Origin of the sequence: Paenibacillus koleovorans NBRC 103111 (genome assembly GCF_004000845.1) — a bacterium.
Classification (GTDB): Bacteria; Bacillota; Bacilli; order Paenibacillales; family NBRC-103111; genus Paenibacillus_AA; species Paenibacillus_AA koleovorans.
This window is the reverse complement of the sequence record NZ_BIMA01000160.1, coordinates 1-12000: the sequence shown is the minus strand read 5'-3', so window position 1 is coordinate 12000 and position 12000 is coordinate 1. Positions and strand designations below refer to the sequence as shown.

General features: G+C 57.4%; 14 protein-coding genes. 6 read left to right on the top strand and 8 right to left on the bottom strand.

Annotated features, from left to right (window positions below):
* The 3 genes from PKO02S_RS29735 to PKO02S_RS29725 all read left to right on the top strand — a co-directional run.
* On the top strand, window positions 1–519 hold a 519-nt coding region (locus tag PKO02S_RS29735), incomplete at its 5' end, for an RsmF rRNA methyltransferase first C-terminal domain-containing protein (protein ID WP_174819975.1).
* 145 nt (window positions 520–664) lie between these two features.
* Window positions 665–1882 (top strand): acyltransferase domain-containing protein, encoded by a 1218-nt coding sequence (locus PKO02S_RS29730; RefSeq protein WP_127588642.1) that lies wholly within the window; start codon window positions 665–667, stop codon window positions 1880–1882.
* A 141-nt stretch (window positions 1883–2023) separates the two neighbouring features.
* Window positions 2024–2362: a hypothetical protein gene (locus PKO02S_RS29725; RefSeq protein WP_164821765.1), complete on the top strand. Its 339-nt coding sequence runs from the start codon at window positions 2024–2026 to the stop codon at window positions 2360–2362.
* 145 nt (window positions 2363–2507) lie between these two features.
* Here PKO02S_RS29725 and PKO02S_RS29720 read toward each other — a convergent pair whose 3' ends face one another.
* Window positions 2508–3824: a hypothetical protein gene (locus PKO02S_RS29720; protein ID WP_127588640.1), complete on the bottom strand. Its 1317-nt coding sequence runs from the start codon at window positions 3822–3824 to the stop codon at window positions 2508–2510.
* Window positions 3825–4061: 237 nt separating this feature from the next.
* On the opposite strand from PKO02S_RS29720, the gene PKO02S_RS33510 reads away from it, so the two are divergent.
* Window positions 4062–4151 carry a YjcZ family sporulation protein gene (locus tag PKO02S_RS33510; protein WP_246067629.1) on the top strand — a complete coding sequence of 30 codons (90 nt, stop codon included), beginning with the start codon at window positions 4062–4064 and terminating at the stop codon, window positions 4149–4151.
* 81 nt (window positions 4152–4232) lie between these two features.
* Here the strand turns inward: PKO02S_RS33510 and PKO02S_RS29715 are convergent, their stop codons facing one another.
* The 3 genes from PKO02S_RS29715 to PKO02S_RS29705 are packed head-to-tail and all read right to left on the bottom strand — an operon-like array spanning window position 4233 to window position 7425.
* A complete protein-coding gene (locus tag PKO02S_RS29715; protein WP_127588639.1) occupies window positions 4233–5030 on the bottom strand; it encodes a Cof-type HAD-IIB family hydrolase in 798 nt (265 codons plus the stop codon).
* A gap of 42 nt (window positions 5031–5072) precedes the next feature.
* Entirely contained in the window at window positions 5073–5816 is a 744-nt protein-coding gene (locus tag PKO02S_RS29710) for a pseudouridine synthase (RefSeq protein WP_127588638.1), read from the bottom strand.
* A 1-nt stretch (window position 5817) separates the two neighbouring features.
* Window positions 5818–7425 carry an RsmB/NOP family class I SAM-dependent RNA methyltransferase gene (locus PKO02S_RS29705; protein ID WP_127588637.1) on the bottom strand — a complete coding sequence of 536 codons (1608 nt, stop codon included), beginning with the start codon at window positions 7423–7425 and terminating at the stop codon, window positions 5818–5820.
* A gap of 132 nt (window positions 7426–7557) precedes the next feature.
* Here PKO02S_RS29705 and PKO02S_RS29700 point away from each other — a divergent pair, with 132 nt between their 5' ends.
* Entirely contained in the window at window positions 7558–8103 is a 546-nt protein-coding gene (locus PKO02S_RS29700) for a thioredoxin family protein (protein WP_127588636.1), read from the top strand.
* Between the two features lie 69 nt (window positions 8104–8172).
* Here PKO02S_RS29700 and PKO02S_RS29695 read toward each other — a convergent pair whose 3' ends face one another.
* The 3 genes from PKO02S_RS29695 to PKO02S_RS29685 are packed head-to-tail and all read right to left on the bottom strand — an operon-like array spanning window position 8173 to window position 10565.
* On the bottom strand, window positions 8173–8601 hold the full coding sequence (locus PKO02S_RS29695) for a DUF309 domain-containing protein (protein WP_127588635.1): 429 nt from the start codon (window positions 8599–8601) through the stop codon (window positions 8173–8175).
* A 40-nt stretch (window positions 8602–8641) separates the two neighbouring features.
* Complete coding sequence (gene yjbM / locus PKO02S_RS29690) at window positions 8642–9445, bottom strand: GTP diphosphokinase (protein WP_127588634.1); 804 nt, start codon at window positions 9443–9445, stop codon at window positions 8642–8644.
* A gap of 19 nt (window positions 9446–9464) precedes the next feature.
* Window positions 9465–10565 (bottom strand): quinone-dependent dihydroorotate dehydrogenase, encoded by a 1101-nt coding sequence (locus tag PKO02S_RS29685; RefSeq protein ID WP_127588633.1) that lies wholly within the window; start codon window positions 10563–10565, stop codon window positions 9465–9467.
* A 197-nt stretch (window positions 10566–10762) separates the two neighbouring features.
* On the opposite strand from PKO02S_RS29685, the gene PKO02S_RS32640 reads away from it, so the two are divergent.
* Complete coding sequence (locus PKO02S_RS32640; RefSeq protein WP_164821764.1) at window positions 10763–10903, top strand: hypothetical protein; 141 nt, start codon at window positions 10763–10765, stop codon at window positions 10901–10903.
* A gap of 140 nt (window positions 10904–11043) precedes the next feature.
* On the opposite strand, the gene PKO02S_RS29680 is transcribed toward PKO02S_RS32640, so the two are convergent.
* Window positions 11044–12000 (bottom strand): L,D-transpeptidase (locus tag PKO02S_RS29680; protein WP_164821763.1); only part of this gene is annotated, 957 nt, incomplete at its 5' end.

Sequence of the window (12000 nt, the reverse complement as noted above, 5' to 3'; positions counted from 1 at the left end):
GAGGCCCGCGCGCTAGGACGCCGCAGCGCCGGCGGCGCCGGCAGCGGCGAAGCAGCCGCTGCGGCTGCGGCACTGCGCGAGGCGCGCGCGTTCCTCGCCGCGACGCTGCCGGGCTTCGAGCTCGCGCCCGGCGGCGAGCCCGTGCTGTTCGGCGAGCAGCTGTACTGGCTGCCGCTCGCCTCACAAGCCCCTGCTTGGAGCGCCGCCGCGCTCCAAGGACTGCGCGTGCTCCGGCCTGGGCTGCACCTGGCCGCCATCAAGAAGGGCCGGGTCGAACCGGCCCATGCCCTGGCGCTCGCCTGCGCGCCGCACCACACCCCCGCGCACGCGCGGGCGAACTACGCCGCGGACGACGCGGCGGTGCTCGCCTACTTGCGCGGGGAATCGCTGCCGGCCGCGCCGAACGGCTTCGCGGCAGGCTGGGGCATCGTCGCCGTAGACGGCCACCCGCTGGGCTGGGGCAAAGCAAGCGACGGCCAAATCAAAAACCACTACCCCAAAGGGCTGCGCTGGACGTAGCCCTTTCCATTTGCCCCTACCGGGCCGGCAGGGAATCGCCCCTCCATGTGGAATGTGTAAGGATCAAGTTCATTTTTCCCGGCTACTACATCGGTCAGTTGACAGACACCCCCATAGCGGAGCTGCAAAAGGAGTTTTTCTAAAAATGGTAAACGAAAACGAAGTAGTCCGTTGGTTGACCGAGCTCGGAATCGATTCGGCCGATATCCCCGATGATTGGAAGCGGAATGTCGGCGCCAGCGAAGAAGCATTCTCCCCTTCGCATACGCCATTTTTCCTGGAAGCCGCTTACTTGGAGAAAGCTTGCTTGTATACGGCCATTTCTCAGGAGTACTGGGAGCCCATCCAACAAACAGCGGCGCTGATCCGCTCCAGCCTCCCGCTCGCCAAACTCGCCTGCCTGTGGCATACGATGCTGTTTATCCGGCGGGATATCACCCATTCATGGCCGCTTCCGGTCGGATTTGGTGAAGAGCTCGCCGATTGGTTCCCTATGGTCGTGCTGTTGTCCGGCTGTGACCACGTGAAGCGGCTTTATGCCGAGCGCGGCATTCCTGAACCCGTCGTGCGCGATACGCTGTGGGATGTGAACAATGGCATCCACTTGATTGAGGAGCGATACGGCCTGCCTGGGCTCAACTTGAGGCTGATGCATTGGCTGTCGAACCATTTTCGCGCGGAGCTGTACAAGCTGGGGCGGCTGCAATTCGGCATCCGCAAGATCGGCAATTACTTGCATGCCTATCGTCATAAAGAGACGGGCGAAACGATCGCTTTGTCCGCGGCGGGGCATCGTTATCGGCAGGACGGGTTGATCGACGGAACGAACAAAGTGTTCGATCCCGAGTATGGCTGGGTAGCGGTGTATACCGTTGATGAGTCAACCGTGACCGGACACCCGATTTCCACGGAAGGTTACGCTTCACAATCGACAGTCACCCTTCTGCTAGACGAGTGGGAATTAGCGCTGTCCCCCGGCGACACCGTTTTCGATTGCCACATTCCGGCGCAAGGCCGGCTGACCCCGGAGCTCGCGGACGAGTCCTACCGGCTGGCGCTCGATTTTTTCCCCCGGTATTACCCGGAACTGACGTTCAAAGCGTACACCTGCTACTCGTGGCTGCTCGACCCTCAGCTCCGTTCGCTGCTTCCGGCAGATTCAAACATTGTGAAGTTCCAGCTAAGCTATTCGCTATTCCCGATCGGGGGCGGCGACGACAGCTTCTTCTACTTCGTGTTCATGTGCGACCCTTGCGAACCGCATGCGATCCCTGCGACGAGCTCCATCCAGCAGACGATCAAGCGCTACATGCTGGACGGCGGCCGTATGCGCGCGATGGGCGGATTTTTCCTGGCGAGGTGAGCGAGTATCCATTACTGGGTTAGAAAAGTTACTGTGGCGCTGTTGTCCCCTTTGTTTTTGGGCTTGGTCCTTTGGTTGATCAGTTTTGCGTCCTTCCCAAGTAACGGGAATCTCTTGGATTCCTTCTGGATATTCCTCATTATGGTTTATCTATACTCTATGCTTGTTTTTGTGATCGGCGGAATCTTGTTCTCCTTTTTGGTCGATCAGCTCCTAAGTAAACTGAAAATTCATTTCATAACTTATTTCAATCAATTGATAGTGCTAACCGCTCTTTATGTCTTTGGAGGATTGGCTGTCAACACCATCTTCTTATTGATTTTGTCCAAAGGCACCTTGTTCCAGGATCTTAGCCATACCTCGTCTCTCTTTTATTACGGTGTGGTCGGCGCTCTTGTATTCCTCTACCTGGACGAAATTTTGAAAAAATGGCTGGCTAACAGTCGCACAGAAGCAGGCCTAGAGATCGAAGAGCAATAGCGTTATGAAAACTTTTACTACTCAGTGTGGTTGATCCAAACCGAGAATCAAATATTGAACAACCTGGTGCTCCTTCTCATAAACATTAGTTGGCTTGAAGAAAAAGGACTACCAGGCACCAGCCCGGCAGTCCTTCCCTCTCTCCTCAATGATACTGCTCCGTCTCGAACATGATTTCGTCGACCGGCCGGTTGTTCAGCAGCATCGTGAAATGGACCGAGTCGTAGTCCCGCTCCTTGTCGAGCTCCTGCATGAGCAGGACGCCGATCTCTTCGCGGTCGTCCAGGCTGGAGCGGTCCTTGAACTCGATGAAGCCGGTCAGCTCGCGCTGGCTGATGTCTACGGTCGCGGAGCCGACGGGGATGCCCCCGTTGCGGTCTTCGTAGATTTCGTAGGTCAACGCGTCTACATCGTCCCGGGCGAGCAAAATCGAGTAGACGGATCGGCTCCCGGACGAGCCGCTTCTCCAGACGTCATCCCTGCCAACATACCTGCCGGCGCCGCCACTCCAGCCGCTATCTTCCTCCTCGGCCGCCTCCCGCTGCAGCGCGTCGAGCTCGGCATCCGCTGCGGCGAGCAACGTCTCATCGTCCGCTTCACCTGTTCCGTCCCCTTCATCCATACCATCTGCTTCATCCGCTTGGACGAAGTCCGTAGAGCCCTCCGCAACCATCTCGTCCGCTTCCTCGACAACCATCTGGTCCCACTCGCTAATCAAATCCTCATGAGTCAAATCGAACGTCTCGAACAGCTCGCCCTCATGCAGCATATCGATGCTGATCGTATCGATCTCGTTCTCGTCGAAGTCGCTCAGAATGAGCTCCAGCACTTGCTCGATCTCGTCCTCCAGCGGCTCGAAGAGCCAATGGATCTCGCCGGTCAGGTCATTGCCCCGAATGTGCAGCAGTACCTCGGCGATCCATTCCTCGTCCTGGTCGTAGATGTGATACTCTACGCGGTTGCGGCTCTCGCCGACGATGACCAGCTCATAGAAGCGCGGGTCGCGCAGCCGCAAACCGCCGCCCCGCTCAACGGGCCCAACCGAGCGGCCCGACGCAGAGCGAGTCGGCAGCAGCTCCGCCGCATCCTCCGCATAGCCAAGCTCCTCGTCGTCCAGCCCGAGCAGCTCCTCTTCATCCTCATACCCGGCGAATTCCTCCATGGTCTCCGCCTCGTTCGACGAGCTCAAGATGTGGAGGATGGAGCTGCATGTAACGATCACCTCGCAGCGATCGGCGCCGACGGCAGCGGCCGTCTGGTCAATGTAGGTTCGAATGAAGCGGTTCGCTTCCTCCAGCTCGGCGGCCGAGAACGCTTCCTCCTCCAGCTGCACTGATCCCGCCACGCGATGTCCCTCGCGGATGACCAGCGCCATCGTACCGGCATACCGGCCTTTCAACAAAATATCGCACACTTCCCCGCCGGATGTTTTCAAGTCCGGTCTTAGCGTAACATGGGCCATTTTCCAATCCCCTCCAGTCGACTTGCCTGTTAACATTATTCATAATTCGCCCAAAAAGTATGCAAAGTGGTCATCTGTCCAATCGCATAAGACCATGACGCAATACAATGGAGTATGCCGAATGCAAGACAAACCCACCGCATCTTGCCGATTCGCCCCCAAGCAAAACGACTTAGTCGTTCAGTCGCCCCCAGCTTGCTTGCCTTCGGAGCTATAAAACAACAGGGAGGAATTCGAATGTCCGGTGGCGTAGGTTTTACTTCGACTGCTGTAGTTCTCGTGCTTTTCATCCTGCTGGTGATTGTAACCCGTCCGTTCGTGATTTAATTCGTACGCGCGGCAACCGGTAAGACATACAAAGGAAGGATTGGCGCACGGCGCGCCAATCCTTCCTTTGTTCTATAGCCATTATTGGCAATGGCGTCGCAATGCGGCGGCCACGCCGTCTTCATTGTTCGACAGCGTCACTTCATCCGCAGCGCGTTTGACTTCCTCCGGCGAGTTGTCCATGGCAATCCCGAAACCGGCGAAGCGGAGCATGTCGAGGTCGTTGAAATAATTGCCCATGGCGAGCACTTGCGTCCGGTCGATGCCGAGCGAGTCGGCCAGTACGCGCAGCGCGTTGCCCTTAGAGGCCTCGGGATGCATCACGTCAATGAATTGCTCGCCGCTTCGAAGAACGAGCAGGGGAGAATCGACCTCTCTCCATGCCGCCTCCACCCGATCCAGCTCGGCAGGGTCCTCCGAGAAGACGGTAAACTTCACGGGCTGCTCCGCAAGCGCGCCTACATGCTCGAGCCGAATCGGCGTAATGAGAAACTTCTCATACAGTGCATACCCTTCCTCCGGCAAATCATAAAAGATGTGCAAGTCGCGAGGAGTCGAAACGTCATAATGAAGCCGATGCTCATTGCAATAACGGATAAAATAGTCCAAGTCCTGCGGATCGAACGGAAAGCTGTGCACGACGGCACGGTCCGAGCTTCGTACCGTAGCCGACCCGTTATGTGTGATGACCGTCCCCTCCAGCCCGAGCTCCTCCAGGACGGGAATTGCATTGCCCGGCCCTCTGCCGGTGCATAAGACGATCGTCGCTCCGGCTTCATGCGCTTGTCTGACGGCCGACCGGGTCGCCTCGGTAAGCTCATGGTCGTCGGTCAGCAGCGTGCCGTCCACGTCCAACGCGATCAATTGATATCGATTCATTTCTTCGTGATCCTCCATCCCATTCGCTGCTTCTCTTGTTGTCTAGCTCGGTTCGGCTTGCAGCGACTGCCGTTCATCCTCCGTCAGCTCACGGTATTGTCCGGGCTCCAGATGCTCGTCCAACAGCAGTGCCCCCATCGACATCCGCTTCAAATAGAGCACTTTTTTGCCTACCGCCTCGAACATCCGCTTCACTTGGTGAAACTTGCCCTCCATAATCGTCAGCTCGATCCGGGACAACCCGCCTGCTTCTCGCTCGTCCAAGCTCAGAATGCTCAGCTTGGCCGGCATCGTCACGTATCCATCATCCAGCGTCACACCCGCCTCGAATACAGCCCGATCCCGCTCATTCACCAGGCCTTGCACTTCGGCAAAATACATCTTGGGCACATGCTTGCGCGGCGACAGCAAATTATGCGACAGCTTGCCGTCGTTGGTGAGCAGCAGCAGCCCCTCCGTATCTTTATCGAGCCGACCAACCGGGAATGGGTCAAAATGCCGGAATTTCTCTTCAAGCAAATCGATCACAGTCCGGTCGCGATTGTCCTCGGTTGCAGATATCACGCCGTCCGGCTTATTCATCATCAAATAAATAAATTCCTTGTAGACGACCGTTTCCCCGTCCACTTCTATCCGATCCTCGTAGGGATTCACTTGCAAGCCGCTGTCCGAAACCGGTTTTCCATTCACCACGACCGCCTTCATTTTCACGAGACGTTTGATCTCGCTACGAGAGCCGTACCCCATATGCGCCAAAATTTTGTCCAATCGCTGCGTCGTCTTCATCCTACGTCCACCTCCACCCTGGCGGGTATTCGTTCTTCAGCATGCCGTCCTGCCACTTGCCCCAACCGAGGGGAAAATCGTCCAGGCAAACGAGCGTATATCCTCTCGCCGGTGTATCCGGTGTAGCACGCCACAAAGCAGCTTCCGGCAAATGGAGCGTCTCACCCTTCAAATAACGAATGGCGTCCTCCTGCACCTCGGCTTGGCTGCTCAGGCGTACGGCGCGCACCGATTGGTGAGCCTTGAGTCCCATCGCTAACGCTTGAGAGGGCTCGAACCGCCCATTGCGCATAGAGCCAACGAACCAGCCTCCCCTAACTACTCGCAACCCATCCAGTGCAGGGAGTCCGAAGGGAACGAAATACACATATTCGCCTTTGGCTTTCAGCGTTCCGCCCCACACCGACAAAGGTGTCTCAGCCATTTGCTCATGCCAAAAAGCATCCACGCCGCTTGTCAGACCAACGGCCGATCCAGACGAAAACGATCCGCCTGCAGGCTGCGAAGCATGGCCTGCTTTGCCCGGTTTGCCCGGTTTGCCGGTTTTGCCGGGTTTTCCGCCTTTGTCCGGCTTGTCGTGTTTGCGCAGCCGATCCGGTTTGGCCGACCGACGCTCATCGCTCAACACCGCTGAAGGCATCACACTTATACCGGTATGGCTTTCGCTCTCACCATCATCCACCCGCTCGAGCACCGCCACATAATGCCCCTCGCCTCGCAAACGATGCGGCCACAGCCGCACCGTACCGCGGAGCGATTCCCACTCGCCATCAGCGTGCAGCCACTCCGGCTTCCCCGGCGCGAAGCCATCCCGCGTCTCCATCGGAACGACTCGGAAATCCGGATGCCCGGCCAGAAAATGGGCGATCGTCCCCTCATTTTCCTCCGGGGAGAACGTGCAGGTCGAATAAACCAGCCTGCCGCCCGGTCGAAGCATTTTCGCCGCGCTAGCTATAATCTCTCTCTGCATCCCCGCGTACTTCAACACCGTATCCGGCGACCAATCCTTCGCCATCTCCGGCTCCTTGCGGAACATGCCCTCCCCGGAGCAAGGCGCATCCACCAATATTTTATCGAAATGGTCCCCGAAACGATCCGCCAGCCGCTCCGGCAGCTCGTTCAGCACAACGGCATTCGTGACACCGAACAGCTCCAAATTTTTGACCATTGCCTTGACCCGATCCGGATGATTGTCGTTCGCCACCACATAGCCTTGACCTTGCAGCTTACCTGCAATCTGCGTCGACTTGCCCCCGGGAGCCCCGCACAGGTCCAACACCCGCTCCCCCGGACGCACATCGAGCAGCTCGACCGGCGACATCGCGCTCGGCTCTTGGATGTAGTACAGCCCCGCGTGGTAATACGGGTGTTTGCCCGGCCGATCGGGCTCTTGCAAATAATAGCCTTCTCCGGCCCATGGAACGGATTTCAAAGCGAACGGGATCCGTTCTTCGAATGCCGATTCGGACAGCTTCAAAGGGTTTCTGCGCAGCCCGACGGCCCGTTCTTCTGCATAGGAGGCCAGGAAATCGGGATATTCGTCTTGCAGCAGCTGTTTCATTTTATCTATAAAGGAGGAAGGCAATTTCTCGGTAAACGTCGTCGTCATGGCTTGACCGCACTTTCTAATGAGTGTTCAAGAAATCCTCATATTTTGCGCTGCACCGGAGCAGGATAAAAAGCGCGTCAGGTAGAATTGATAGGTATGCGCAAACAATTCTCAATTTCATAGGGGTGTAAGATGAAGAAATTGCTGCTCTACCTAGGCATCATCGTCGGACTGTTCGTCCTACTGTTCATTGTAAACCAACAGTCTGAAAAGTCCAAGCAAGAAGCCCGCGTCGGGAACCTGGATGCGGCTACGAAGGCGAAGGCCGAGCAGCTCTATGGGGTCGAAGCTTCCAAGCTGAAGCCCGAGACGATTAAACAGCTAAACGACGAGAATTACCAAAACATCATTAAACCGGCCGACCTGAAGAAGAAGATTGAGAGCAAGGAAGAAACGTTCGTCTACTTCTTCTCCACCACATGCATCCATTGCATAGCGACTACTCCGGTGTTGAATCCGATCGCGAAGGAAGCGGGCGTTGATCTGAAGCAGCTGAATCTGTGGGAGTACGAAGCCGAATGGGCGAACTACAAGATCGAAGCTACGCCTACGCTCGTCGTCTTCCGGGACGGCAAGGAAGTGACGCGGCTGCAAGGCGGAGTGTCGCATGACGGACAGCAAGGGCTGTCGCCGGACAACTTCAAGAAATTTTTCACCGATAACAAGAAAAAGTCATAGGAAACGCGAAGGGGACTCCGGTAAAGGGTCCCCTTCGTTCATGAGCAGCAAGCTGGTTGTTCCGGCAAGCTACCCCTCATCCTCGCGCTCGTGCTTGAGCGGCGGAAACTGCTTCATCTCTTCCACCATCCCGACCAGGTCCGAATGGACGATGTCGATGTTCAAGTCATAGAATTCGAACGGCTCCTCCTCGTAACGCTCAAGCTTCTCCAAATACAGACGGGCATCTTGAACGAGCTTCCCCAAGTTGATTCCCATGCTGTCCCTCGGGTAATACTCCAGCTTCTCGATCGCCTGATCCATCAGCTTCCGCGCGCCTCCGATATTGCCGTTGCGATGGTGGTACAGCCCCACGGCCACTTGCAGCAGACCTTGGTGGAGCGGATTGCGCCCCTCCTCCATCCACAGCTCCTCCATCACCTCATGGCACTCGAAGTAATCCCGCGTCGTGTTGAAATGGTATAGAAATTCGACGTACAACAGATCGTAGGCGACCATACGCGACTTCGGACTCCCTTCTACTTTCAGACTGAGCTTTTTAGGGGATAATCGGCCGTTTCGCTCGCAGCAAAGCCTCCTGGATTTCGACCAGCAGCTCCTTCAAGCTCCAGACGTCCTCGCTCTCCCACAGCTCGTTGAACTTCAGCTGGAATTGCGCCGCTTCCCGAATGCGATGATAGTAATACAGATCCTGAATGCCGTTCAGAACGCGCGAGACTAGATTCGACGTGTCTTCGAAATGCTTCTGTGCGGCGATGATTTCGTTGCGGATGCTGGACATCTCCTGATCGAGCTGGTAGGCGGCTTCCGCCGCTTTTTGCAGCCTTGCCTTGATGTCGGTCGGCAGATGCTCCTTGAACTTGTAGCTGAGCGAATGCTCGATCGTCGCCCAGAAGTTCATGGCCAGCGTCCGCATCTGGATTTCCGCCAACACCGGCTTTAGTCCCAGCGACGTCTGAACCGGATACTCCACGATGATGTGGTAGCTTCGGTAGCCGCTCGCCTTATTGTTCGTAATGTAATCCTTCTCGTTGACGACTCTCATGTCTTTGCGAGTCCGAATCAGCTCCGACAGCCGCTCGATATCCTGCACGAACTGGCACATGATACGAATGCCGGCGATATCCTCGATTCCCGTCTCCAGCTGGTCCATCGGCACGTTCAGCCGCTTGGCCTTCTCCAGGATGCTCGAGATGCGCTTGATCCGTCCGGTTACGAACTCGATCGGCGTATATTCCTCGCGGCTCTTGAATTCCGTGCGCAATGTTTTGAACTTGACCTTGAGCTCTTCGACGGCTTGTTCATAAGGGAGCAGGAATCTCCCCCAGTCTCTGGTGTCCATATTGCTGCAACCTCCGTATTCATGAACGATGGTCGGCTCCAACCGCTTGCGAGATATGCGAGTATCCGTCCCGCTTCAACAGGGCGAGCAGCCCTTCGCCCAGTTCGCGGATCAAACCGGGTCCTTGGTAGATCAATGCCGTGTACACTTCGACCATCGAGGCTCCCGCCCGTATTTTGTCATATGCGTCCTGCGGGGTAAAAATACCGCCACAGCCGATAATGGGCAGCTTGCCCTGCGTATGCTTGTAAACTTCTCGGACGACGTCCGTTGCCCGCCGCGTTAACGGCTTGCCGCTGAGCCCGCCCGTCTCCCGCGCGTTCTGGTGCGTAAGGCCGTCCCGCGAAATTGTCGTATTCGTCGCGATGATGCCGCTCACTTCTCCTTGCGCGATCGTCTCCACCATATATTCTAGCTCAATTCCGGTCACGTCCGGGGCGATTTTGACGAAAATGGGCTTCGCCGGCCCGCCCTTTTTTGCATGCTGGATGTTCATCTCTTCCTTGACCGCCTCGATCAGACGCTGCAGGTCCGCTCCGTGCTGCAGGTTGCGCAACCCCGGCGTGTTCGGCGAGCTGATGTTCACAACGAAGAAGTCGCCGAACGGATACAGCGTCTGCACGCATTTGCGGTAGTCCAGCTCCGCCTCTTCATTGGGCGTGTCCTTGTTCTTGCCTATGTTGACGGCGATGGGAATGGGAGGACGTCCGGCTTTGAAGAGATTGACCGCCATCTGCTCGGCGCCGACATTGTTGAAGCCCATCCGGTTGACGAGCGCATCGTCGGAGGGAAGACGGAACAGCCGCGGCTTGTCGTTGCCTACCTGCGGCCGCGGGGTCACGGTGCCGGCTTCCATGAAGCCGAATCCGAGCGCCGAGAAGCCTTGAACGGCGACGGCGTTTTTGTCGAGACCGGCCGCCAGACCGATCGGGTTCGGGAACGTCAGGCTCTCGATCGTGACGGCCAGCTCCGGGTGATGCGGGACGCCGTACATGCTCTTGAGCAGCTGAAGCGCCCCCGGCACGGCCGACAGCTTGCCCAGGCTGTCTACCGTGAGGTGATGGGCTTTCTCCGCGTCCATGCGGAATAGAAACGGTTTGGCTATGTTCCGGTAAAGCATGTCTATGTACACTCCGTTCTGCTGATATACTCTATCGAACAGTTTAGCCGTTCTCCCGCCAAAAAGAAAGAGCAATTCTGGGCTTTAGGGTGCTCCGATCTCATCGCGAGTATGTAAACCTTTTCATTTTGGACGCGGACAAGTATAATGGAAGTAGGTAGAGCTCTTCCAAACCATCCGGAGCGAGGTTGATTGCCATGAGCACGAGCAAGCGTAAACCAAACTACTTGCAGCGCAGGCAAAAAGAAGAAGTGAACAAAAAAGCTTTGATCTGGGTGGGATCGATTATCGGCGCCATTATCGTGCTGATGACGGTTTTGCTGATCTGGAATCCTTAGAACATACGTTAAGAAGGCGTGCAACCCGAGTGATCGGGCTGCACGCCTTTTTTTGATGGCAGGGACGGATGAACTTAGTCCATTTTTGCACTAACTCGCTGCTGGCCTAACGGTTTCCGTTCGAGCTTTTTCCCATCTTATCAGTTCAACCATTTGTACACTTTGCCGGGATTCGTCTCCTGTGCTTGCACCGGGAGCCGGAACGGCACCTCGGCTCGGCGGATGTCGGCAGGCAGCAATCCCTTCCCGATCGTCACCTTCGTGCCGAGCGGCACCATATCGAACAGCTCCTCCACGTCGCCCTTCAGCATTCGGATACAGCCGAGCGAGCGGTCCGCACCGATGCTTGTCGGCTGATTCGTCCCATGGATCGCGTACAGCGTATCCGACAGCGTCATGCCCCGGCTGCCGAAATCGCCGTTGTCCCGGCCGTTCGGGTTGCGCACCTTCTCGCTGATCGTGAACTCGCCTTCCGGCGTCCGGTTGCCGCCAAGCCCGACCGGGTACGAGCGCAGCAAGACGCTGCCGCTGACGAGCGCGAGCCGATGCGCCGTCTTGTCGATGACGATGCGCAGCGTGTCATCTAGCGCGATCGCCTGCGAGAGCGGCGGGCCGGCTTGCTGCGGCTGGTTGCCGGGGTTCGGCAGTTGACCGTTTGCAGGTGCGCCTGCTTGCGGAGGTGCGCCGGGCGGCGGAGATGGATTCGCCAGCATCGAAGCAATGAGTTCCTTGAGACCCGGGGTTAGACCGGGCAGGCTGTTGTTCGGGTAGCTCGCCGTAATCGCTTCGGGCGTCGCCGGCGGCTGCCCGTTGCGGGTCGTGTACCCTTGGATGGCCGATTGGGCCACGAGCTTCTGCTCGGCGGCTGCTTGCCAGCCGCTGTATTGGGCGGCTGCTGCTGTCGGATCGCCGGGCTCGCAGACGCATGTGTCTTTGTCGTAGGCTTGCAGCTTGTAGGCGCCTGCGGCTTCCGGCGCCTTGTCCAGGCTGTACAGCTGGCGCGGCTTCGCCTGCCAATCGATCCAGCCGCCCGGCGCGAGGACGGTCGGGCGCACGAGCAAAGCGCTGGCGGCGCCGCCGATGACGTCGAGCGCCGC

Coding starts and splice junctions, on each gene's coding strand:
- PKO02S_RS29730 (WP_127588642.1), top strand. CDS start 665: ATGGTAAACGAAAACGAAGTAGTCCGTTGGTTGACCGAGCTCGGAATC.
- PKO02S_RS29725 (WP_164821765.1), top strand. CDS start 2,024: ATGGTTTATCTATACTCTATGCTTGTTTTTGTGATCGGCGGAATCTTG.
- PKO02S_RS29720 (WP_127588640.1), bottom strand. CDS start 3,824: ATGGCCCATGTTACGCTAAGACCGGACTTGAAAACATCCGGCGGGGAA.
- PKO02S_RS33510 (WP_246067629.1), top strand. CDS start 4,062: ATGTCCGGTGGCGTAGGTTTTACTTCGACTGCTGTAGTTCTCGTGCTT.
- PKO02S_RS29715 (WP_127588639.1), bottom strand. CDS start 5,030: ATGAATCGATATCAATTGATCGCGTTGGACGTGGACGGCACGCTGCTG.
- PKO02S_RS29710 (WP_127588638.1), bottom strand. CDS start 5,816: ATGAAGACGACGCAGCGATTGGACAAAATTTTGGCGCATATGGGGTAC.
- PKO02S_RS29705 (WP_127588637.1), bottom strand. CDS start 7,425: ATGACGACGACGTTTACCGAGAAATTGCCTTCCTCCTTTATAGATAAA.
- PKO02S_RS29700 (WP_127588636.1), top strand. CDS start 7,558: ATGAAGAAATTGCTGCTCTACCTAGGCATCATCGTCGGACTGTTCGTC.
- PKO02S_RS29695 (WP_127588635.1), bottom strand. CDS start 8,601: ATGGTCGCCTACGATCTGTTGTACGTCGAATTTCTATACCATTTCAAC.
- yjbM (WP_127588634.1), bottom strand. CDS start 9,445: ATGGACACCAGAGACTGGGGGAGATTCCTGCTCCCTTATGAACAAGCC.
- PKO02S_RS29685 (WP_127588633.1), bottom strand. CDS start 10,565: ATGCTTTACCGGAACATAGCCAAACCGTTTCTATTCCGCATGGACGCG.
- PKO02S_RS32640 (WP_164821764.1), top strand. CDS start 10,763: ATGAGCACGAGCAAGCGTAAACCAAACTACTTGCAGCGCAGGCAAAAA.